At 65.6% G+C, this 23,077-nt stretch carries 17 protein-coding genes and 1 pseudogene; 13 read left to right on the plus strand and 5 right to left on the minus strand.

Going from position 1 to position 23,077, the window contains the following annotated elements; translation table 11 throughout:
- Positions 1 to 73: 73 nt before the first annotated feature.
- Complete coding sequence (locus tag BMY06_RS02595) at positions 74 to 1,051, minus strand: transcriptional regulator GcvA (protein WP_065062079.1); 978 nt, start codon at positions 1,049 to 1,051, stop codon at positions 74 to 76.
- A 99-nt stretch (positions 1,052 to 1,150) separates the two neighbouring features.
- Between BMY06_RS02595 and BMY06_RS02600 the strand changes: the two genes are divergently transcribed.
- From BMY06_RS02600 to BMY06_RS02640, 9 genes and pseudogenes are all read left to right on the plus strand, one after another.
- The gene (locus BMY06_RS02600; protein WP_065062081.1) at positions 1,151 to 1,477 is read left to right on the plus strand and encodes a DUF2917 domain-containing protein; all 327 of its coding nucleotides are present in this window, start codon (positions 1,151 to 1,153) and stop codon (positions 1,475 to 1,477) included.
- A 226-nt stretch (positions 1,478 to 1,703) separates the two neighbouring features.
- A pseudogene (gene lipB, locus BMY06_RS02605) lies at positions 1,704 to 2,489 on the plus strand (lipoyl(octanoyl) transferase LipB); the annotation flags it as partial.
- Positions 2,490 to 2,583: 94 nt separating this feature from the next.
- Complete coding sequence (gene lipA / locus BMY06_RS02610) at positions 2,584 to 3,591, plus strand: lipoyl synthase (RefSeq protein ID WP_065062083.1); 1,008 nt, start codon at positions 2,584 to 2,586, stop codon at positions 3,589 to 3,591.
- Positions 3,592 to 3,794: 203 nt separating this feature from the next.
- Positions 3,795 to 4,853, plus strand: a complete 1,059-nt coding sequence (gene tauA, locus BMY06_RS02615) for a taurine ABC transporter substrate-binding protein (RefSeq protein WP_074981438.1) — start codon at positions 3,795 to 3,797, stop codon at positions 4,851 to 4,853.
- Between the two features lie 52 nt (positions 4,854 to 4,905).
- Positions 4,906 to 5,706: a taurine ABC transporter ATP-binding protein gene (locus BMY06_RS02620; protein WP_065062087.1), complete on the plus strand. Its 801-nt coding sequence runs from the start codon at positions 4,906 to 4,908 to the stop codon at positions 5,704 to 5,706.
- 48 nt (positions 5,707 to 5,754) lie between these two features.
- On the plus strand, positions 5,755 to 6,705 hold the full coding sequence (locus BMY06_RS02625; protein ID WP_244144290.1) for an ABC transporter permease subunit: 951 nt from the start codon (positions 5,755 to 5,757) through the stop codon (positions 6,703 to 6,705).
- Between the two features lie 348 nt (positions 6,706 to 7,053).
- The gene (locus tag BMY06_RS02630; protein WP_065062089.1) at positions 7,054 to 8,337 is read left to right on the plus strand and encodes a dicarboxylate/amino acid:cation symporter; all 1,284 of its coding nucleotides are present in this window, start codon (positions 7,054 to 7,056) and stop codon (positions 8,335 to 8,337) included.
- Between the two features lie 152 nt (positions 8,338 to 8,489).
- Positions 8,490 to 10,586: a sensor histidine kinase gene (locus BMY06_RS02635; RefSeq protein ID WP_390969450.1), complete on the plus strand. Its 2,097-nt coding sequence runs from the start codon at positions 8,490 to 8,492 to the stop codon at positions 10,584 to 10,586.
- Entirely contained in the window at positions 10,583 to 11,944 is a 1,362-nt protein-coding gene (locus tag BMY06_RS02640; protein ID WP_065062091.1) for a sigma-54-dependent transcriptional regulator, read from the plus strand. Before BMY06_RS02635 ends, BMY06_RS02640 begins: the two co-directional genes overlap by 4 nt.
- A 61-nt stretch (positions 11,945 to 12,005) precedes the next feature.
- Here the strand turns inward: BMY06_RS02640 and BMY06_RS02645 are convergent, their stop codons facing one another.
- On the minus strand, positions 12,006 to 12,536 hold the full coding sequence (locus tag BMY06_RS02645) for a TlpA disulfide reductase family protein (protein ID WP_065062093.1): 531 nt from the start codon (positions 12,534 to 12,536) through the stop codon (positions 12,006 to 12,008).
- Positions 12,537 to 12,740: 204 nt separating this feature from the next.
- On the minus strand, positions 12,741 to 14,444 hold the full coding sequence (gene ltrA / locus BMY06_RS02650) for a group II intron reverse transcriptase/maturase (RefSeq protein WP_074981440.1): 1,704 nt from the start codon (positions 14,442 to 14,444) through the stop codon (positions 12,741 to 12,743).
- Between the two features lie 1,271 nt (positions 14,445 to 15,715).
- On the opposite strand from ltrA, the gene BMY06_RS02655 reads away from it, so the two are divergent.
- Complete coding sequence (locus BMY06_RS02655; protein ID WP_074981732.1) at positions 15,716 to 16,303, plus strand: hypothetical protein; 588 nt, start codon at positions 15,716 to 15,718, stop codon at positions 16,301 to 16,303.
- A gap of 414 nt (positions 16,304 to 16,717) precedes the next feature.
- Here the strand turns inward: BMY06_RS02655 and BMY06_RS02660 are convergent, their stop codons facing one another.
- Entirely contained in the window at positions 16,718 to 18,316 is a 1,599-nt protein-coding gene (locus BMY06_RS02660) for a YifB family Mg chelatase-like AAA ATPase (protein ID WP_065062097.1), read from the minus strand.
- Positions 18,317 to 18,476: 160 nt separating this feature from the next.
- On the minus strand, positions 18,477 to 18,734 hold the full coding sequence (locus BMY06_RS02665; protein WP_065062099.1) for an accessory factor UbiK family protein: 258 nt from the start codon (positions 18,732 to 18,734) through the stop codon (positions 18,477 to 18,479).
- A 625-nt stretch (positions 18,735 to 19,359) separates the two neighbouring features.
- On the opposite strand from BMY06_RS02665, the gene BMY06_RS02670 reads away from it, so the two are divergent.
- The 3 genes from BMY06_RS02670 (at position 19,360) to gshA (ending at position 23,064) form a co-directional block, all read left to right on the plus strand.
- Positions 19,360 to 19,698, plus strand: coding sequence for a P-II family nitrogen regulator (locus BMY06_RS02670; RefSeq protein ID WP_006048089.1), 339 nt, complete (start codon positions 19,360 to 19,362; stop codon positions 19,696 to 19,698).
- A 54-nt stretch (positions 19,699 to 19,752) separates the two neighbouring features.
- Positions 19,753 to 21,243 (plus strand): ammonium transporter, encoded by a 1,491-nt coding sequence (locus BMY06_RS02675; RefSeq protein ID WP_065062101.1) that lies wholly within the window; start codon positions 19,753 to 19,755, stop codon positions 21,241 to 21,243.
- 531 nt (positions 21,244 to 21,774) lie between these two features.
- A complete protein-coding gene (gshA, locus tag BMY06_RS02680; RefSeq protein WP_065062103.1) occupies positions 21,775 to 23,064 on the plus strand; it encodes a glutamate--cysteine ligase in 1,290 nt (429 codons plus the stop codon).
- Positions 23,065 to 23,077: the final 13 nt, after the last annotated feature.

Raw genomic sequence — 23,077 nt, forward strand, 5'->3', positions numbered from 1 at the left:
ATGAAGCAAGGGCCGCTTGTTAGCGGCCCTTGTTGCGTTTACGCGTGGTTCACGGCGTTCATTGAGGCGCGCTTCAAGGCGCGTCGCCGGTGGTCGCGCGCAGGGCCGCGGCGGCAGCCGTGATGACCGGGCCGGCCTCGCAGGCGTCTTCGTAGAGCCGTCGAAAGCGCGCCACCTCGTCGAACACCCAGTCGCGGAACGCGGTTACGCGCTCGGTTTGCAGGCGCTGCGGCTGGCAGATGAAGTAGTAGCGCCACGGACTCGGGCCGTCGATGTCCTTGAACAGGCGCACGAGGCGCCCGCGCGTGATTTCGTGCATCGCGAGCGAGCGGCGCACGAGCGCGATGCCCTGGCCGTCCATCGCGGCTTGCAGCAGATTCGACGAATCCTGATAGAGCACGCCGCGCTTGGGCTCGGGCAGATCCTGCAGGCCGGCGGCGTCGAACCACGGACGCCACAGTTCGTCGTCGGAGCGCAGCAGCGGCAGTTTCGTCATCTCGCGCGGATCGTCGGGCAGCTTGCCGCCGTTGAAGTCGGGCGCGCAGGCGGGAAAGAAAATCTCGTCGAGCAGCAGTTCGGTGTGCAGGCCCGGATAGTGGCCGAAGCCGAAACGGATCGCCACGTCCACGTCGTCGCGCGTGAAATCGATCAGCGAATTGGTGGATTGCAGTTCGACGTCCCACTGCGGATGCGCCTCGATGAAGCGGCCGATGCGCGGCGTGACCCAGCGCGCCGCGAACGACGACAGCATCGACACGACGAGGCGGCGGTCGCGGTCGCCAGAGCGGATTTCCTCGGTGGCGCGCGCCAGCTGGTTGAGCGCGTCGCGCACCTGGGTGGCGTAGCGGCGGCCCGTGTCGGTCACGCGCACGCGCTTGCCGTCGCGCGCGAACAGCGCCACGCCCAGTTCGGCTTCGAGCGCGCGGATCTGATGGCTGACCGCGCCGTGCGTGACGAACAGCTCGTCGGCGGCACGCGAAAAACTCTCGTGGCGGGCGGCGGCCTCGAAGGACTTGAGCGCATTGAGGGCGGGAAGCGTACGCAGATCCATCGTAATTTTTCTCACATAGGCGTGAAAAATGATCGTTTTGCTCGATCCCTTGCAGTGTCTAGGATTGTAGCCATTGGAGCACGTCATTCGGAGTCGAAAATGAGAGAAATTTCTTCGGATATCACCTTCGAGGTGGAAGCCCGGCAAGTGGCGTCGGTACGCGTTTCGCGCAGCACGCGCCTGACGGTGCGCTGCGGCGCGGTCTGGGTCACGCGCAGCGACGACACGGCCGATTACTGGCTCGAACCGGGCCAGACGCTGCGGCTGCGTCGCGGCGAGCGTCTGTGGATCGGCGCGGAGCAGGGCGCCGCCGCGTGGGTGGCGTTCGCCACGCCCAAGCGCGTGGGCGAGCGCGCGGTGGACTGGGCCGCACGCACGGCGGCGCGCTTCGGCGTGCATGCGCGCGACGGCTGGCGCACGGTTTGATACAGCGACGGTTTGATACAGCCACGGTTTGATACAGCCACGGTTTGATAAAGCGTTTGACGCACGATTCGATGCGTGCAAATCCGGTCTGCGCACCGCGCCGGGACCGCGCAGGCGGCCCGGCGCGCGGCCTGATCACGGTGATCGCGCAGCGTCCTCGGCGCGCTTGTCCCGAATTGGGTAAACTTCGGGAATCATGTGCGCCACCCCGGTTTCACCCCTGTCAATGTCATCCGACCCCGCGAATTCCGCGATTTCCACGATCGCCGAGGCGGCGTCCAGCACCGAATCCGGCCCCGCCGGCGCGCGCTTCGCAGCGCCCGTCGTGCGCTGGCGTGGCAACGAGGCCTACCAGGCGAGCTTCGACGCCATGCGCGCGTTCACCGATCAGCGCGACGCCGACACCCCTGACGAAATCTGGCTGGTCGAGCACCCGCCCGTTTTCACGCTCGGGCAGGCCGGCAAGCCCGAGCATCTGCTCGTCGCCAACAGCGGTATTCCGCTCGTCCAGATCGACCGCGGCGGCCAAATCACGTATCACGGGCCGGGCCAGATCGTGGCCTATTTGCTGCTCGATCTGCGACGCCGGAAACTGATGGTGCGCGAGCTGGTGACGCTCATCGAGCAGGCCGTGATCGACACGCTGGCGGCGTATAATCTCGCGAGCGAGCGCAAGGCCGGCGCGCCCGGCATTTACGTGCCGGAACACGCGTCGGGCGCCAGCGCGGCGCACCGTGGCGCGAAGGTCGCGGCGCTCGGTCTGAAGATCCGCAACGGCTGCAGCTACCACGGCGTGAGCCTGAATGTGTCGATGGACCTGAGCCCCTTCCTCGCGATCAATCCGTGTGGCTACGCGGGCCTCGAAACTGTCGATATGGCGTCGCTCGGCGTCGCGGCGGACTGGCGCGACGTGGCCGCCACGCTGGCGGCGCAGCTCGAGACGCAACTCGCTGCGCACGCGGCAAATCTTCCGGTGGCCGAAGCGGCCGCCACAGACCCGGCGGCCGAAGCGGCTGCAGTGGACCCGGCTGCTCAGGCGGCCTCAGGCGGGCAACCGCCGCAACCGCAGGCTGGCGCTGTTCCGGCGGCCTGACTGGATCGAACGAATGACTGATGTAACCGCGAACCCCGCCGCGAACCTGGCTCCGAGCCCGGCCCCCGCCGACGCCGTCCCCTACGACGCGACCGCGAAACAGAAGGCGCAGGCCAAGACCGCGCGCATTCCGATCAAGGTCATCCCCATCGAGAAGCTCAAGAAGCCCGACTGGATCCGCGTGAAAGCGGCCACGGGCACGTCGCGCTTCTACGAGATCAAGAACATCCTGCGCGAGCACAACCTGCATACGGTGTGCGAAGAGGCGAGCTGCCCGAACATCGGCGAATGCTTCGGCAAGGGCACCGCGACGTTCATGATCATGGGCGACAAGTGCACGCGCCGCTGCCCGTTCTGCGACGTCGGCCACGGCCGTCCCGATCCGCTCGATCCGGACGAACCGGCGAACCTCGCGCGCACCATCGGCGCGCTCAAGCTCAAGTACGTCGTGATCACGAGCGTCGACCGCGACGATCTGCGTGACGGCGGCGCGGGCCACTTCGTCGAATGTATCCGCCAGGTGCGCGAGCATTCGCCGGAAACCCGCATCGAGATTCTCACGCCCGACTTCCGCGGCCGTCTCGATCGCGCGCTCGGCATCCTGAACGCCGCGCCGCCCGACGTGATGAACCACAACCTCGAAACGGTGCCGCGTCTGTACAAGGAAGCGCGCCCGGGTTCGGACTACGCGCACTCGCTGAAGCTGCTGAAGGACTTCAAGGCGCTGCATCCGGACGTCGCGACCAAGTCGGGCCTGATGGTGGGTCTCGGCGAAACCGAGGAAGAGATTCTTCAGGTCATGCGCGATCTGCGCGCGCACGACGTGGACATGCTCACGATCGGCCAGTATCTGCAGCCTTCGGAGCACCATCTGCCGGTGCGTTCGTACGTGCATCCGGACACCTTCAAGATGTACGAGGAAGAGGCGTACAAGATGGGCTTCACGCACGCCGCCGTCGGCGCGATGGTGCGTTCGAGCTATCACGCCGATCTGCAGGCGCACGGCGCGGGCGTGGTCTAAGCCGTTTCGTTTCGCTTCGTCGCATTGAAAAAAGCCCGCTGAAAAGCGGGCTTTTTCGTTGGCGCGCGGCATGCGCAGGAACACGCAAAGCAATGCTCCAGCAGCGTCATTAGCTATCGCGGATAAATTAGAACCGGACGCCGCCAGACTCCCTATAGTCGGAACCTTCCATTCAACCTCAGTGGTTCCGCCGGAGTTTTTCGATGAGTCATCGCGCCCGTCAACGTGTCCTTTCCTCGCAACGTCCGCGCGTGCTCGCCGCCGCGCTGGCGGCCACGGCGCTGTTCGCCGCGTTCGGTGCGCCGCGCGCGCATGCCGAGACGCGCGAAGTCGTGATCGCGTATCAGGACATGGTGGTGCCGTGGCGTTACGCGCAGGCGACCGGCGAAGTCGAAAAGGCCACCGGCTACAAGGTCACGTTCCGCAAGCTCGCGAGCGGCGCCGATGTGATCCGCGCGCTCGCGTCGGGTTCGGTGCAGCTCGGCGAAGCCGGGTCGAGCCCGATCGCGGCGGGGCTCTCGCAGGGCGTGAATCTCTCGCTGTTCTGGATTCTCGACAACATCAACGACGCCGAGGCGCTGGTCGCGCGCGACGGGTCGGGCGTGACGAGCATCGCGGGCCTCAAGGGCAAGACGATCGGCGTGCCGTTCGTCTCGACCTCGCATTTCCATGCGCTCGTGGCGTTGCAGAACGCGGGCGTGAATCCCGCCGATGTGAAGATCGTGAACCTGCGTCCGCCCGAAGTCGCGGCGGCCTGGCAGCGCGGCAACATCGACGCGACCTACATCTGGGACCCGGTGCTCGCGCAGGTGAAGAAGAGCGGCAAGGTGCTGATCACGTCGGGGCAGGTGGCCAAGGCGACGGGCAAGGCGACCTTCGACGGCTTCGTGGTCGATCGCGGTTTCGCGAAGGATAACGGCGACTTCGTGGCGAAGTTCGTGCAGGTGCTGGCCGCCGCCGACGCCGACTACAGCGCGCATCGCGCCGCCTGGAACGCCGCCTCGCCGCAGGTGCAGGCCGTGGCGAAGGAGTCGGGCGCGAATCCGGACGAAGTGCCTGCGAGCCTCGCGCTCTACGCATTCCCGACGCCCGCCGAGCAGGCCTCGAAGACCTGGCTGGGCGGCGGCGCGCAGTCGGGCGCGGCGCAATCGCTGCTCGCGACGGCGTCCTTCCTCAAGCAGCAGGGCACGATCCAGAACGTGCTGCCCGATTACTCGGTCGGCATCGATCCGCGTTACGTGCAGCGCGCCGCCGCGCACTGATTGACGCGCCGATATCGGCATTCGTCAGCATACGCACGCGAAGGAGGCGAGCATGAGCGCACTGGATATCCGCGATCTGAGCGTCGCCTACGCGGGCGCGCGTCGCGGCGACGCGCCCAGCGTGGCGCTCGCGAACGTGAACCTGCAGGTCGAGCGCGGCGAGTTCGTGGTCGCGCTCGGCGCGTCGGGCTGCGGCAAGACCACTTTGCTGAACTGCATCGCGGGCTTCATCGAACCGACCGGCGGCGAGGTGCGCGTGAACGGCGCGCGCGTGGCCGGACCGGGCGCGGAGCGCGGCGTGGTGTTCCAGAAGCATGCGTTGCTGCCGTGGCTGAACGTGCTCGACAACGTCGCGCTGGGCCTGCGTTTCCGGCGCGTGCCGAAGGCCGAACGCGAGCGCATCGCGCGCGAGCAACTGGCGCTCGTCGGGCTCGACGATCACGCGCGTTCGCGCGTGGATGCGCTCTCGGGCGGCATGCAGCAGCGCGTGGGCATCGCGCGCGCGCTCGCGAGCGATCCGCAAGTGCTGCTGATGGACGAGCCGATGGGCGCGCTCGACGCGATGACGCGCGAATCCGTGCAGACGCTCGTGCTCGACGTCTGGGCGCGCACGCAGAAGACGGTGTTCTTCATCACGCACAGCGTGGAGGAGGCGCTCTTTCTGGCGACGCGCGTGGTGGTCATGACGCCGGGGCCGGGCCGCATCGAGCACGCGTTCGAGGTGCCGTTCGCGCGCCGCTATCTGCGTACGCGCGACGCGCGCGCGGTGAAGTCGGCGCCCGATTTCATCGAATGGCGCGAGCGGCTCGTGCAGTTGCTGCACGCGGATGCGCGTGAACCGGCGCTGTCGTGAGCGCCCATTCGCGAAACCCATCATGAAGTCGACAGTCAAGGTGATCCGATGAGCGTGCCGCAGGAATCATTGGAAGCGCTGAACGCACGCGCGTCATCCAGTTTCGAAGGCGCTGAAACCGCGTCGAGCAGCGCGTCAAACAGAGCGCCAAACAGCGCGCCAAAGATCGCCCCGCAAGCCGCACAGGTCGCGTCGAGCGGTTCGCGCGCCCGCGTCTGGCGCATGCCCGGCGAAGGGCCGACGGCCGCGCTCTCCGCCGCGTCGGTGGCCGGTCTCGCGGCGCTCTGGTGGCTCGCCACGCATCTGCACTGGCTGCCGCCGCTCTTTCTGCCGACGCCCGAGGCGGTCTGGCACGCCTTCGTCGACGCCTGGCACGGCCGTATCCAGGGCGGCCTGCCGCTCTCGGAGCATCTGTTCTGGAGCGCGCTGCGCGTGTTCGGCGCGTTCGCGCTCGCGGCGCTGACGGCGATTCCCGTCGGCATCCTGATGGGCGTGTCGCGCGTCGCGCGCGGTCTGCTCGATCCGCCGCTGGAGTTCTACCGGCCGTTGCCGCCGCTCGCCTACTTGCCGCTCGTGGTGATCTGGTTCGGTATCGACGAGACCGCCAAGATCGTCGTGATCTGGCTCGCCTGCTTCGCGCCGATCGCGATGGCCGCGCGCGCGGGCGCGAAAAGCGCCACCGTCGAGCAGTTGCGCGCGGCGGCGTCGCTGGGCGGCAGCTTCGCGCAGATCGTGCGCTTCGTGGTGCTGCCGGCCGCGCTGCCGGAAATCCTCACCGGGCTGCGCATCGCCATCGGCTTCGGCTGGACCACGCTCGTGGCCGCCGAGATGGTTGCCGCCACGGCGGGGCTCGGCCAGATGGTGCTCAACGCGTCGAGCTTCCTGCGCACCGACGTCGTGGTGATGGGCATCGTGCTGATCGGCCTGATCGCCTGGGGTTTCGACCTCGGCATGCGCGCGCTCGAACGGCGTCTCGTGCCGTGGAAAGGGCGCGGCTAAAAAGGCGCGCCTCGCCGGAGTGTTTTGACCCCGCTTCCGGGCGGCGCCCGCGCGCCCGGATTTCCGGATTCCCGGACGTATCCAAACCGCATTTCTGGAAATCCAGATTGCGCCACGCCCGATGCGTTAAAAATCCCTTGTAAATCAAGGGTGAGTACGCGCTGCGCCGCTGGCATCAACCTTGCGAAATAAATCGCGCGGCCACCCCGGCCGCGACAAAAAAAAGCAAGGAGACAGCCGATGTCCGATCCCCTCGTCCGGTTTCGCTGATTCCCCCCGTTTCGACCTGTCGCGGTTCGGCGCGTATCCACGCGCGGCCATCGGCTTAACTCATTGCAGGCATCCAAAGTGAAGAAACCTCTCCACAAAGTGCTCTATTTCCAGGTGATCGTGGCGATTGTCATCGGCGTGATCCTGGGCCACTTCTCTCCGGCCCTCGGCATCGACATGAAGCCGCTCGGCGACGCCTTCATCAAGCTGATCAAGATGGTGATCGGGCCGATCATCTTCTGTACGGTCGTGACCGGCATCGCCGGCATGGAAGACATGAAGAAGGTGGGCCGCGTGGGCGGCAAGGCGCTGCTGTACTTCGAAATCGTTTCGACGTTCGCGCTGGTGCTCGGCCTGATCGCCACGCACGTGCTCAAGCCGGGCGCGGGCTTCAACGTCGATGTGAAGACGCTCGACGCCAAGGCCGTGGCGAGCTTCGCGGAGAAGGCGCACGGTCAGAGCACCGTCGACTTCCTGATGCACATCATTCCGGACACGATGTTCTCGGCGTTCGGCCAGGGTGAAATTCTCCAGATCCTGCTGATCGCGCTGCTGTTCGGCGCGGTGCTCGCGCAACTGGGCGAGCGCGGCCGCGTGGTGACCGACTTCATCGACAGCCTCTCGGGCGTGCTGTTCGGCATCGTCAAGATCGTCACGAAGCTCGCGCCGATCGGCGCGTTCGGCGCGATGGCGTTCACCATCGGCAAGTACGGCGTGGGTTCGCTCGTGCCGATGCTCAAGCTGATCGGCACGTTCTATCTGACGTCGATCGTGTTCGTGCTCGTGGTGCTCGGCGCGATCGCGCGCTTCACGGGCTTCTCGATCATCCGCTTCGTTTCGTACATCAAGGAAGAACTGCTGATCGTGCTGGGCACGAGCTCGTCGGAATCGGCACTGCCGCAACTGATGCAGAAGCTCGAACGCATGGGCTGCCCGCGCTCGGTCGTGGGTCTCGTCGTGCCGACCGGCTATTCGTTCAACCTCGACGGCACCAACATCTACATGACGATGGCGGTGCTCTTCATTGCCCAGGCGACCAACACCGACCTCACGTGGACCCAGCAGCTCACGCTGCTCGCGGTGACGATGCTCACCTCGAAGGGCGCAAGCGGCGTGACCGGCGCGGGCTTCATCACGCTGGCGGCGACGCTGGCCGTGGTGCCGACCATTCCGCTGTCGGGCATGGTGCTGATTCTCGGCATCGACCGCTTCATGAGCGAATGCCGCGCGCTGACCAACATCGTCGGCAACGGCGTGGCGACGGTCGTGGTGTCGGCATGGGAAAAGGAACTCGACCGCGACAAGATGCGCGCGGCGCTGTCCGGCAATCCCGAGGAAGTGAGGGAAGGCGCGGGCGTCTAAGCGTTCCGGGCGTTCCGGTCGTTCCGGTGTCTTTCGCGGGCGGAGCGCATGCGCTCCGCCCGGATCGCAGCAAAGCCAGTCGTGCCGGCATAACCGCTGTAGTGCCGGCTGTCTCACCGGCCGTATCACCGCTTCACCCAGCATCATGTCCTTTGGCGGCCTCGTGCCGTTGGGCGGCGCGCTGTTCCCCTGCGGCGCGCCGCGCCTCTTTTCCCCTTCCGCTCAAGCCGTCGGCCGCCTCGCGCGGTAAGCGTGTGCCACAATTCTCTCCATCCCCATCCGATTCTCCGGAAGCCACCTCCGTGACGCGCCGTCTCATTGTGTTCATCGTGCTCGCCGTCGGGCTCGCGGTGGTTTGCGCGCTCGCGTGGTCGCTCGCCTGGCAGACCGGCATCGACGCGCTGCGCCGCAACGCCGCCGTGCGCGGCGACCGCACGACGGCCGCGCTCAAGAGCACGCTGGAGCGCTACGAATCGCTGCCGTATCTGGTGGGCGCGCATCCGCTCGTGCAGGACGTGCTGGCCGATCCGCGCCCCGAATGGGTGGCCGAGGCGAACCGCTATCTCGAGGATGTGAACCGCCACGCGCGCGCCACCACGACCTACATCATCGGCGCCGACGGCCGCTGCATCGCCGCCAGCAACTGGCGTGGCGCGGACAGCTTCGTCGGCAGCGAATACCGCTTTCGCCCGTATTTCATCGAGGCCGCGCAAGGCAATGTGGGGCGCTTCTTCGGCATCGGCACGATCTCGCACGATCCGGGCTACTACATTTCGCAGCCGGTGCGGCGCGGCGAGAAGATCGTCGGCGTGGCCGTGGTGAAGCTCAATCTCGAATGGTTTCCGGGCTCGGATGCGTCCGAGCCGCTGCTCGTCACCGACGATCACGGCGTGATCTTTCTGTCTTCCGTGCCCGCGTGGAAGTACCGCACGGTGCGCCCGCTGCCCGCCGAGATCGTCCGCTCGATCGACCAGACGCGCCAGTACGCGCGCCAGGACATCGCGCCCTTGCCCGCGAGCGTGGAGCGCGTGCTGCCCGGCGACGCCGACATCGTGCGCATCGGCAGCGGCCTGCGCGCGCCGCGCTATCTGGAAACGCGCCGCGCGCTCGGCGAGCCCGACTGGCATCTGGTGACGATGTCGCCGATCGATCCGGTCCTCGACGCCGCGCGCAACGCCACCGTCATGACGGGCTTCGGCTATGTCTCGTTGTGCCTGCTCGCCTTCTACTGGCGCATGCGCCGCGCGCGCGTGCGCGAAGTGCTGCGCAGCCGCGCGATGCTGCAAAAAGCCTATGCGATGCTCAACGACCGCGTGGCCGAGCGCACCGCCGATCTCTCGCAGGCCAACGAGCGCCTGCAACGCGAAGTGGCCGAACGCACGCGCACCGAGCAGGAGTTGCGCGCGACCCAGGACGAGCTGATTCAGGCGAGCAAACTCGCGGCGCTCGGGCAGATGGCGGCGGGCATTACGCACGAACTGAATCAGCCGCTCGCCGCGCTGCGCAGTTTCTCCGACAATACGCGCGTGTTTCTCGCGCGCGGTCAGTACGATTCCGCGCACGAGAATCTGGAGGCGATCGGCTCGCTCACCGAGCGCATGGGCAAGATCGTCAATCAGCTCAAGCTGTTCGTGGGGCGCGCGAAGCCGAGAAGCCAGCGCTCGCCGGTGGTGCGCGCGCTGGGTAACGCGCTCGCGCTGCTCGGCAAGCGGCTCGAAGGCGTGCGCGTCGACCTCACGCTGACCGACGGCGAAGCCGCGCCGGTTCCGCTCGATCCGCACGGCGACGCTCCCGAACTGGTCGCCCAATGCGACGACCTGCGGCTCGAACAGGTGCTCATCAACCTGATCGGCAATGCGCTCGACGCGGTGGCGGGGCTGCCCGATCCACGCATCGTCATCGACATTCAGGCGCTGCCCGCGACGCTCGCGATCTCGGTGCGCGACAGCGGCCCCGGCATTCCCGACGACGTCATGCCGCGCCTCTTCGAGCCCTTCTTCACGACCAAGGAGATGGGGCAGGGTCTGGGGCTCGGATTGGCGATTTCGTCGTCGATCGCGCGCGATTGCGGCGGCGCGCTGGCCGCGCACAACGGCCCGGACGGCGGCGCGTGCTTCGTGCTGACGCTGCGGCGCACGCGCATGGGAGCCACTGCGGCTACGACTGCGGGCGCAATGGCGGGCATGGGCGAACCGAAGCCGCAGGACACAAGCTCCCGCACCTCCAACCAGGAAGGCGAACGAACATGATCGACACGACGCCCGGCCGGGTGCTCTATATCGAGGACGACGAACTGGTGCGCCGCGCCGGTGTGCAAAGCCTGCAACTCGCGGGCTTCGACGCGACCGGTTTCGCGAACGCCGAAGCCGCGCTGCCGCTCGTCGATGCCGAATTCGCGGGCGTGGTCGTCAGCGACATCCGCCTGCCCGGCATGAGCGGGCTCGACCTGCTCGCGCAATGCCACGACCGCGCGCCCGACGTGCCGGTGATTCTCGTCACCGGCCACGGCGACATTTCGATGGCCGTGCAGGCGATGCGCGACGGCGCTTACGATTTCATCGAGAAGCCGTTCGCGTCCGAGCGGCTGATCGAAACCGTGCGCCGCGCGCTGGAGCGCCGCACGCTGATGCTCGAAAACCTCGCGCTGCGCCGCGAGCTGGCGGGGCAGAACGCGCTCGCGCCGCGCATCATTGGCAGAAGTCCGGCGATCGAGCAGGTGCGCAAGCTGATCGCGAACGTCGCGCCGACCGATGCGTCGGTGATCATCAACGGCGACACCGGCGCGGGCAAGGAGCTGATCGCGCGCAGTCTGCACGAACTGTCGCCGCGCCGCGATAAACCGTTCGTGGCCGTGAACTGCGGCGCGCTGCCCGAGCCGATGTTCGAGTCGGAGATGTTCGGCTACGAGCCGGGCGCGTTCACGGGCGCGGCGAAGCGGCGGATCGGCAAGCTCGAACACGCGGCGGGCGGCACGCTCTTTCTCGACGAAATCGAAAGCATGCCGCTCGCGCTCCAGGTGAAGCTGCTGCGCGTGCTGCAGGACGGCGTGCTGGAGCGGCTGGGGTCGAACCAGCCGGTGCGCGTCGATCTGCGCGTGGTCGCGGCGGCCAAGGGCGATATGCTCGAACACGTCGCGGCGGGCACGTTCCGGCGCGACCTGCTGTATCGGCTCAACGTGGTGACGATCGCGCTGCCGCCGCTCGCGGAACGCCGCGAGGACATCGTGCCGCTGTTCGAGCACTTTCTGCTGGACGCGGCCGTGCGTTACCAGCGCCCGGCGCCGCTGCTCACCGAACGCGACCGCATGCGTCTCGCGCAGCGCGACTGGCCCGGCAACGTGCGCGAACTGCGCAACGCGGCGGACCGCTATGTGCTCGGGATTCCCGACGATGTCGCGCCGCCCGCCGCGAATGGCGCCGACGACGCGCTGCCGCTCAAGGAGCGCGTCGAGCAATACGAGCGCGCGCTGATCGCCGATGCGCTCCAGCAATCGAACGGCGCGGTCGCGCAGGCGGCCGAGCGTCTGCAGATGGCGAAGGCCACGCTTTACGAAAAGATCCGGCGTTACGGGCTCGTCGCGCGCGGCGAGAACGAACCGCGCGCATAAAAAAAACGGCAGCGAGTTTCGCTGCCGTTTTTCATTGGCGTTGGGCTGATGCGCGGCGATCTCAGGTCGAAAGCGCCTTTTGCAGCAACTGGTCGAGTTCCGCGAACTGCGGCTCGCCCACGTAGCGCTTGAGGATCTTGCCGTTGCGGTCGACCACGAAGGTGGTCGGCGTGAGCTGCACGTTGCCGAACTGCTTCGCGGCGGAGCCGTCGTCCATCGCCACCTTGAACGGCAACTGGCGCGTCTGCGCGTAGTTGGCGACGTACATCGGCGCGTCGTAGTTCATCGCCACGGCGACGAATTCGAGGCCTTCGCCCTTGTAGCGGTTATAGGTCTGGACCATCTGCGGCATTTCCTGCATGCAGGTCGCGCAGCTCGTCGCCCAGAAGTTGATCAGATAGACCTTGCCCTTGAGGTCGGCGGTCGAGACCTTCTGGCCGGACAGCAGCGTGAAGGTGGCGTCCGGCACGCGCTGCTGGCTGCCGAAGAACGCGAAGTAGCCGGCGATGGCGATCGCCAGCACCACGACGGCGGCGGCGATGTTGCGCAGCGCGCCGGAGCGCGCCTTCGGGGAATTCGGGGATGCGGACATGGGTTGGTGCCTCGAGCGCCCACGGGCGCGGAAAGAGCCAGACTGCGTCTGGCAGAACTTCCAGCAAAACAACTGGCAAGCACTCGCAAATCTTGGAGGGTAGGCACCCTTCCTCTCGGAAGAGCGCCCCCCTAAGAACCGTACGTGCGACTTTCACCGCATACGGCTCAAGCCTACATTCATACAGATCGAAGCCCCATTACATCACGGCAATGGAGCCGGCTTAGCTACCGCGACCTTTGCAGCGTGGACCTGCTGGTGACAGTGTGGGTGTAATAGCACCCGGTTAGACAAAGCATCTGTGCCGCCATGCACCCGATACTCCAGGTGATGATCGTGCCAGCCTGTATCGTCCGTTAGAGCACAGCCACAATGCGCGCACAACCCGCCTTGCGACATGTACAGCTTGGCCCATTGCTTGCGGTAGCGCATCGAGTTCCACATGCGCTCCTGCCGCAACTGCTCGCCGTACTGCTCCCACATCGGATCAAAGGGATCGAACCCGCCTTTGATCTTTTTGTGCCGGTGGATTTCCGTACCGCTAAGCTGGTACAGCTCCAACAACCCTTTTCTGCCGTCTTCGTAAACCACAGGTGCAGAGAACACCCAATCGCGTCCGCCGACAGTGTGGAAATACGTCTTCCGCACCCAGTCAGCGTTCTTGTTTGAATGCCTACGCTTCGACCATCGCCAGAGCTTCCGAAAGATAAGATGCTCCACACGTGTGTACGCCTGCTTGGCTACTACAGGACTGTGGTACTGCGCCCAGCCCCGTAGCATCGGGTTCAACAGGCGGATCATCTCCTCCTGCTTCACCGTTTTGTTTCCGCTGATCGTTTCCGCCACCTTGCGATAGAACGTCTTCACGTTCTTCCTGCTCGGCTTGATGAGTAGCTTTCCCGAATACTTGCGGAAATTCCACCCAAGGAAATCGAAACCGTCGTCAATGTGAACGACCCGCGTTTTCTCCTCAGATAGCTGGAGTCCCCGGTAAGCCAGGAACGCTTCCACCCAAGGTCGGATTTCGCTTTCCAGCACCTCTTGCGAGTTGCCCGTTATCACGAAATCGTCCGCGTACCGCACCACATTCACTTTCAGCTTCTTCGCCTTCACGATCCCCAACTTCGCACCGAGGTGCTCAATCAGTTCGCGCTCCAGCCCGTTCAGCGTCACATTAGCCAGCGTCGGGGAAATGATGCCTCCCTGCGGCGTACCGGCCTCAGTCGCCTGTAGCTGACCTTTGTAAATCAGGCCAGCCTTCAACCATTTCTGAAGGATGCCCCTGTCCATCGGGACATGGGACAGCAGCCAGTCATGGTTGATCCAGTCGAAGCATCCCTTGATATCCGCTTCCAGTACCCATTGGGCCGAAACCTTTTGGGACATGGTGACGAATATCTGGGACATGGCATCTGCCGTCGAGCGATTCCTCCTGAACCCGTAAGAGTTCGGGTCGCTCGTCGACTCTGCCACCGGCTCCAAGGCCAGCAGATACAGAGCTTGCATCGCCCTGTCCCGCATGGTCGGGATGCCCAGAGGGCGCTCCTTCCCGTTGGCCTTTGGGATAAAGACTCGCCGTAAAGGCAGAGGCTTGTATCCGCGCCGCTTCAACCTGCCAATGGCTTCCCATCGGCTCTCAGGCGAATCCCATAGTTCACGATCGACTCCAGCCGTTCGCGCACCTTGGTTCTGCGTAACACGTCGTACCGCGTACAACTTCGCGGACAACGTGCGGGTCAGCATCCGTTGCAGGGCTTTCACCCTGCGCCAGTCGCTTTCCCGCGTCGCCTTCGCAATTCGAATCTGCATCCCTCTCACGTTCCGTTCAACCCGGTGCCAATCGATGGCGTACCAGTTATCCGGCGCGTGTGAGAGCGCAGACCCGTCCTTTCGGACAGATACTCTCATGCTGCTCTCCCGCTTGAAGAAGTGACTTCCCGCGCGAAGAGCAGCACGTCCCTCGCGGGAGCGTTTTGCTCCCGCGAGGGGTAAGACAGCACTGACGACTAAGCAGCCGCCAGCAATCACAATTTTCGCTAGAGGGTAGTCAGCCGTCTTGCGACGGTAGACCAGACGGAAGTCTGCCCGCTTTCGCGTGAGGTAATGTCGCAACCCCTATGCATCCCATTACAGGATACCTTTCGCTTTCTCCGTCCTCCCATACCCGCATGGTCAACAGCGTTCCTTGCGGTTCGCCTGCCTGCAATGCTTCGCAGGCAACTGTACGGGCTTACCACGTTCCCGGCATGTCACACGACTGACTTAGGTTCTGCCTATTCCCCGGTGGTTTATTGACGACGTAATCCGATTGCTCAGCGGATTATCCAACCACATACCTTTTTGGTTGATGCCTATCAGCAGCTTTGGCATCGCAATGCTCACGGGGTTTAACAGCAGTTCACTTACATTAACCGTATCAGTCAGCCTCGCTCCTCGACCCCATTGCTGCTGGGAGTCTCCGGGACGACCGCCTCACGGCCGTCGCCCGCCCGGAAAATCCGGGGGCTACTTTGTCAGAAGAGCTTCACACCCCACCGTTACCAGTGGCGCATGTCTTCCTAGGCTACTGCTGGTCGCACAGCAGGTTCACTACCCTCATCGGTGTTCTGACGAGGCCGAACAATGACACACCGAGCTTCCGCTCGTATCGGCTAGCGATGTACCTCAACCCGAGGCCGAGGAATATTGCAAACGACACCCCGCCCAGTCGGCGGAGGTGAAGCCGCTGACTGGGCGGGACCTGACGGTAGTCAGGTCAATGCAGTGCGGTCCCCGGATTACTCATCCGGTTTCCGCTATCACTAAAAGGTGCACCCTGGTGGGGGCGCATCTACTACTTAAAGCAAGCATAGCGACATTGAGCAGTTGCAACCCGAGGCTCGCGCCCCATCGTGATGCTCTACGATATGCCTGTCGCAGCCGGTAGGGTTCGGACTGACACCCGCAGACACTGCTAGTCGATGTCCCTTACGTTGGGACGGCCCGGACACGAGCGTGCGTGTCGCACGAGCAAACGCATTGTAGCGCCGAATTTCCCGGCATAGCGGCTGGGCAGGCACATGCCCGGCATCGCAGCGGATAATGGTCCGCACTTTCTGTCATCCCGCACTTTTATGCCGTCACGTTTGCGTTTCCCGAATTTCGTCAAGCTTTCAGGTTCGCTGGACGTCGATGTTGATATGCGCGCCAGGACGCGCAACGCGCTGCGCCGTGCCGTTGCCTGCGCGGCGGGCGCCACGCTCGTCGCCGGGGTGCTGGCGTGCTCGCCCACTTACGACTGGCGCACGATCGCGAATAGCGCGAGCGGCTATAGCGTCGACCTGCCCGCCAAGCCGGGCGCGGATCAGCGCAGTATCGACGTCGGCGGCACGCCCATGCGCATGCGTGTGCAGACGGCCGAAGTGGGCGGCGCGGTGTTCGTCGTCGGCACGCTCGATCTGCCCGACGCACAGCCCGCGACGCAGCAGAAAGCGCTCGACTTCCTGCGTGACGGCCTCGCGCGCAATCTGGGCGCGCCGCCCGCCGCGCATGCGGTGGACGTGCCGCTGGCGGCGGGCGGCGCCGTGCAGGGCATGGAACTCGATCTGACAGGCAAAGCCGACAACCCGGCGGGTTTCGGCAGCGCGGGCGGCAAGGCCGAAGCGCGCACGATCCACGCGCGCATCGTCGCAAGAGGAGCCCATGCGTACCAGCTCGCGATCGTGGGCCGCGAACAGCCGCCCGTCGAACAAGTCGATCAGTTCTTCCAATCTTTCAAACTGTATTGAGGATAACGGAGCGACGCGCGCAAGCGGCGCGAAGTGAACGTGCTCTCCTGGGTTTACCGGCTAACACACGGATTTGATTGAGGGTTTACGGGTTACCCACAGCGCCTGTGGGTAACTTTGTGGAAAAAGCCGCGTCGCTGGCCGCAAAAGGCCGCCCTGTGGGCTTTTTGTTAGATTGGGCGGCTTTCCCGTAGTTTGTTAAATCGAGAAGAATCAATGACTTGCGTTTTGGCTGACAGCTGAATGCGAATCGTGCACGAAAACGGGCTCAACACGACGTTGTGTGCATAAGTCAAGTCTTGACTTCCATTTTTTGATCCGTCTGACGAGTGGCCTCGCGCCGCCGCGGCCCGCCATGCGCGATGCGCGGTGCGCGTTGGCGCACGAGCGTTCGCGCCGCGCAATTCGTGCGCACTACTGATCGGCGAGTGCTCGGCGATACTGCACGGCCTCCGCAATGTGCGCCGCCGAGGGCATGGAGTCGCCCGCGAGATCGGCGATCGTGCGCGCCACCTTGAGCGCGCGATAGTAGGCGCGCGCCGACCAGCCGAAGCGCTCGCCCGCTTCGCGCAGCAGCGCTTCGCCGGCGGCGTCGGGGCGGCAGACGGCGTCGGTTTCGCGTCCGCTCAGTTCACGGTTGGTCTTGCCCTGACGCGCGATCTGCCGCTCGCGCGCGGCTGCCACGCGCGGCGCGATGACGGCAGTGGCTTCGCCGGGCGCGGCGGCGCGGCCTGCCAGTTCGGCGGGCGGCAGCGCAGGAATCTCGATCTGGATGTCGATGCGGTCGAGCAGCGGCCCGGAAAGCTTGCGCCGATAACGCGCCGCGCCTTCGGGCGTGCAACGGCAGCGTCCGGACGGATCGCCGCGCCAGCCGCACGGACACGGATTCATGGCCGCGACGAGCTGGCAGGCGGCGGGGAAGTCGGTCTGCCACGCCGCGCGCGAGATGGTGATGGAGCCCGCTTCGAGCGGCTCGCGCAAGGTTTCCAGCACATGGCGGTCGAACTCGGGCAACTCGTCGAGAAACAGGACACCTAAATGAGCGAGCGTGATTTCGCCGGGCTGTGGCGGATTGCGCCCGCCGATCAGCGCCGCCGCGCTCGATGAGTGATGCGGGGCGCGAAAAGGCCGACGCCGCCACTGCTGCGGCGAAAAGCCGATCGCACTGGCGGACAGCAGCGCGGCGCTCGCGAGCGCTTCGGTGTCGGTCATCGGCGGCAACAGGCCGGGCAGGCGCGCGGCGAGCATGGACTTGCCCGCGCCAGGCGGCCCGACCATCAGCAGGTGATGGCCGCCCGCGGCCGCCACTTCGAGCGCGCGCCGGGCGCCGCGCTGGCCGATCACGTCGGCCATGTCGGGCAGGGCGCCGGCCGCTGCGGTGTCGAGGGCGCGGGCGCGCACGGGCGCGAGGCGCGCGTCTTCCGCGCCCGCGAGATGCGCGCACAGCGCGCGCAGGTCGGTGACCGCGTAGACATCGACATCGGGCACGAGCGCGGCTTCTGCGGCGTTGTCGGCGGGGAGATAGAGCTGGGGCGTGCGCGGTGCGCACGACGGGTGGAGATCGGCGTCAGTCCGGTCGTGCGCTTCGGCGGCCGCGCTATGTGAGTGCGCATGCGCGCGCGCCGTGCCGCACGCCATCGCGAACGCCCCGCGCATGGGCCGCACCGCGCCGGTCAGCGATAGCTCGCCCGCGAACTCGCGCCAGTCGGTGAGCGCAGCGGCGGGAATTTGTCCGCTTGCCGCGAGGATGCCAAGCGCGATCGGCAGGTCGAAGCGCCCCGATTCCTTGGGCAGATCGGCGGGCGCGAGATTCACGGTGATGCGGCGCACGGGAAAATCGAAGCCGCAATTGCTGAGCGCGGCGCGCACGCGCTCGCGGCTTTCACGCACTTCGAGATCGGGCAGGCCGACGATGGAGAACGACGGCAAGCCGTTGGCGAGATGGACTTCGACGGTAACGTCGGGCGCGCGGCCAGCAGCCGGCGCGCGGCTGCGCACCACGGCAAGCGACATGGGGATCTCCGGGAGACGGCACACGCGCGGCGCACGCGCGACGTGGAGGTCGCGCGCGGCCCATGCGCCAGGCTGGTGAGGCGCGTGCCCCTTTACGGTTCCTTTTCGAAACCGTTACGGCTCGCTTGCCTTAAGTTGCTTTAAGCAATGACAGAATTGTTCAGGACGACTGGCCAGTGACCGGCAGCTTCTGTTCGAGTTCGGCCACGCGGCGTTCGAGTTCTTCGAGGCGTGCGCGCGTGCGGGCGAGCACTTGCGCCTGCGCGTCGAATTCCTCGCGCGTGACGAGTTCGAGCTTCGAGAAGCCCTGCGAGAGCATCGCGCGCACGTTGCGCTCGACGTCGCGCGCGGGCGAGTTCTTCAGCAGGTCGCTGACCTTCGACTGAATGTCGTTGAATACATCGTTCGGTTGTTTCATTCGCTTCCCCTTCGTTGCACAAAATGTGTGCAAGTTTCGTTTCGACTGTGCCTCGCTTTGGGTCGTGACCGATCTTGGTGCGAAACCCGCAAGTCGGGCGATACCCGTGTGCGCATCTGGTGCGTGGCGCGCGCGGTGCATCCTCCGCGTGCCTTCGCCCTGCCTGCCGCGCGCCTTCACGCGGCCCGCAAGCACGCGCCGAGGCGGCTTTGCGCGGCGCGTGCATGCCTGCGCGATCACGCGAGGCCTGAGAACACTCTAGCAACGATCCCAGGCCGCCGCCACCGCGCGGGCCCCACGTTAGCCGTCCGGCCAGGCGCTGCCTCGGCCGAGCCCGCGCCGCGCCTGGACCCGCTTTGGCGCGGCTTTCGGGCGAATCGGGACGCGGCGAAAAGCGCCTTCGCGCCAGCTTGCGCACGCGAGACGCGCATTGTCCACGGGATAGACCAATCCTGCATCGAACTCCGTCAGAACGTGCGATCGATCAAATTGGCACGGGTGTTGCTAATACCGTCCCGCGCACCGAAAAACGGCTGGCTCGCGGTGCGCCAGCGGGGCGAGACCCGCACCGCAGGCGCCCGTTGCAGAAATAAACACGGGATGAAGCAACTACAGCGAGGACTACATGAAACTGATTACAGCAATCATCAAGCCGTTCAAGCTCGATGAGGCGCGCGAGGCCCTCTCGGCCATCGGTGTCTCGGGGATTACGGTCACCGAAGTGAAAGGCTTCGGCCGTCAGAAGGGTCACACCGAGCTGTATCGCGGTGCGGAGTACGTCGTCGACTTTCTGCCCAAGGTGAAGATCGAGGCCGCCGTGTCGGACGACATCGTCGACCAGGCGATCGAAGCGCTCGAGCGCGCCGCCCGCACGGGCAAGATCGGCGACGGCAAGATTTTCGTCACCCCCATCGAACAGGTCATCCGCATCCGCACCGGTGAAACCGGCGCCGACGCGCTCTGATCAACAGCAGCACACGCGATAGTCGATAGACGAGAGAGACAAGAGGAAACCGAGATGCGCAAACTTTTGATGTCCCTGCTGATGGCCGGCTCGCTGCTCGCCGGCGGCATCGGCGCCGCCCTCGCGGACGACGCTTCGGCGCCGGCCGCGGCGTCGGCCCCCGCAGCTTCCGCTGCGCCTGACGCTTCGGCGGCTGCAGCAGCGCCCGCCGCCTCCGCACCCGCCGCTGACGCGGCATCCGGCGCCGCCGCAAGCGCGCCCGCCGCCGCTTCGGCCGCCGACGCGGCACCCGCCGCACCGACCGCGCCGTTCTCGGTCGATTCGTCGAAGATCAACTCGGGCGACACCGCCTGGATGCTGACTTCCACGGCGCTCGTGCTGTTCATGACGATCCCGGGTCTCGCGCTGTTCTACGGCGGCATGGTCCGCAAGAAGAACGTGCTCGCGACGCTCATGCAGAGCTTCGCCATCACCTGCGTCGTCACGGTGATCTGGACGGTGATCGGTTACTCGCTGGCGTTCACGCCGGGCAACTCGTTCATCGGCGGCTTCTCGCGCGTGTTCCTTGAAGGCATGAACTACATCAAGGGCGACAAGGCGACGACGCTGACGGTCAGCCACCTCGCGCCGACCATCCCGGAAAGCGTGTACTTCGTGTTCCAGATGACGTTTGCGATCATCACCCCGGCGCTCATCACCGGTGCGTTCGCGGACCGCATGAAGTTCTCGGCGATGCTGGTGTTCATGTCGCTCTGGTCGATCATCGTCTACGCGCCGATCGCTCACATGGTCTGGGAACCGACCGGCTGGCTCGCCAGCGCCGGCATCCTCGACTTCGCAGGCGGCACGGTGGTGCACATCAACGCCGGTGTGGCCGGTCTCGTGTGCTGCCTCGTGCTCGGCAAGCGTGTCGGCTATGGCCGCGAAGTGATGGCGCCGCACAACCTCGTGCTCACGCTGATGGGCGCGGCCATGCTGTGGGTGGGCTGGTTCGGCTTCAACGCGGGTTCAGCAGTGGCGGCTGACGGCCGTGCCGGTTTCGCGATGCTCACGACGCAGATCGCCACGGCATGCGCGGCGCTCGGCTGGATGTTCGCGGAGTGGATCGCCAAGGGCAAGCCTTCGGTGCTCGGCATCGCTTCGGGCGCAGTGGCCGGTCTGGTCGCGGTGACGCCGGCTTCGGGCTTCGTCGGCGTGATGGGTTCGATCGTGATCGGCGTGGTGGCAGGCGTGGTCTGCTTCTGGTCGGCGACGTGGCTCAAGCACAAGTTCGGCTATGACGACTCGCTCGACGCATTCGGCGTGCACGGCATCGGCGGCATCATCGGTGCGATCCTGACCGGCGTGTTCGCGGTCAAGGACATCGGCGGCGCCGACGGCAGCGTGATCCTCCAGATCAAGGGCGTCGCGACGACCCTGATCTACAGCGGCGTGGTCAGCTTCGTCCTGCTGAAGGTCATCGACATGGTGATGGGCCTGCGCGTCACGGAAGAAGAAGAGCGCGAAGGTCTCGACGTCATCCTGCACGGCGAGCGTGTCGAATAACGTTCGATCCATGTTTCGATGCATGGTTTGAGGTTGTAGGGCAGTACAGGTAGTACTGGAGCACAGCGACTTGGGCCCGTCTTCATGGCGGGCCCTTTCTTTTTCTGCGGGCGCTGTCGCGGAGCGCGGGCGCGGGGCTTGCGTTCGCGCCTTGCGTTTGCGCCTCGCATGGCGCGGGAATAAAGTCGCGTCGCGCGTGTTAGCTGCGTGCAGGGAGCAATGCGCCGAAGTGGGCGGAAATGCGGGGAAACGCGGGGAAATGCGCAGAAAGGGCGTCGGCTTGGCGCCGAAAAGTGTCCCTTCATTTCGTGGGACTCCATTGCGCGCGACGGCGCACGCGGTCCAGAATGGATATCCACCAGGGATGCAGGGATGGCCGGCGAGTCGCCGGGTGACGCGCGATCCGCGAGCAAGCCGCGAGTAACCCTATAAGGTGTAAGGGGAAAGTGCCTTGCATCCGGAGCAATCGTCCCCAGATAGACCACCGGTTTCCCTACAATCCAATAAGCTTTCGTCCGCGAGTAATTCCATATGGTCCCGCATCTGGTCACGGCGTTGAATGGCCCGCTCCTCGAACTGGAGCAGCGCATCCTCGACGCGACGCCGGCCATCGAGCGCTGGTTCCGCCTCGAATGGCAGGAGCACACGCCGCCGTTCTACTGTTCGGTGGACCTGCGCAACGCCGGCTTCAAGCTCGCGCCGGTCGACACCAATCTGTTCCCGGGCGCCTTCAACTGCCTGCCGCAGGAGGTGCTGCCGCTCGCCGTGCAGGCCGCCATGGCCGCCATCGAGAAGATCTGCCCGGACGCCAAGAATCTGCTCGTGATTCCCGAGCAGCACACGCGCAACGCGTTCTATCTGGAGAACGTCGCGCGGCTCGCCACGATCATGCGTCAGGCGGGCCTGAACGTGCGCTTCGGCACGCTCGACGAAACCATCGCCGGGCCGGTCACGATCTCGCTGGCGGACGGCCAGAAGATCGTGCTGGAGCCGCTCGAACGCTCGCAGCGCCGTCTCGGCCTGAAGAACTTCGACCCGTGTTCGATTCTTCTGAACAACGATCTGTCAGGCGGCATTCCGCCCGTGCTGGAGAACCTGCACGAGCAATATCTGCTGCCGCCGCTGCACGCAGGCTGGGCGGTGCGCCGCAAATCGACGCACTTCTCCTGTTACGACGACGTGGCGAAGAAGTTCGCGAAGATGGTGGGCGTCGATCCGTGGATGATCAATCCGTACTTCGCACACGTGGAAGGCGTCGACTTCGAGGCGCGCACGGGCGAGGAGCAACTGGCCACCGCGATCGACGCGGTGCTCAAGAAGATCGCGAAGAAGTACCGCGAGTACGGCATCACCGAAAAGCCCTACGTGGTGATCAAGTCCGACGCGGGCACCGACGGCCGCGGCGTGATGACGGTGCACGACGCCTCGGAGGTTGCCGCGCTCACCAAGCGCGAACGTGCGAAGATGTCGGCCACGAAGGACGGGCTCGAGGTGCACGACGTGATCGTGCAGGAAGGCGTCTACACCTTCGAGCACATCGGCGACGAGGTGGCCGAGCCGGTCGTCTACATGATCGACCGCTACGTGGTGGGCGGTTTCTACCGCGCGCACGGCAGCCGCGAGCGCGACCAGAACCTGAACGCGCCGGGCATGCACTTCGTGCCGCTGGGCTTCGAGCACACGGCGCTGCCCGACACGCGCGCGAAGCCGGGCGCGGCGCCGCCGAACCGCTTTTACATGTATGGCGTGGTCGCGCGCCTCGGGTTGCTGGCGGCATCGGTGGAGCTGGAAAAGACCGATCCGGAAGCCATCCAGGTCTGACGATAGCGGCGCT

Origin of the sequence: Paraburkholderia tropica, from assembly GCF_900109265.1 — a bacterium.
In the GTDB taxonomy this organism is placed as follows: Bacteria; Pseudomonadota; Gammaproteobacteria; order Burkholderiales; family Burkholderiaceae; genus Paraburkholderia; species Paraburkholderia tropica.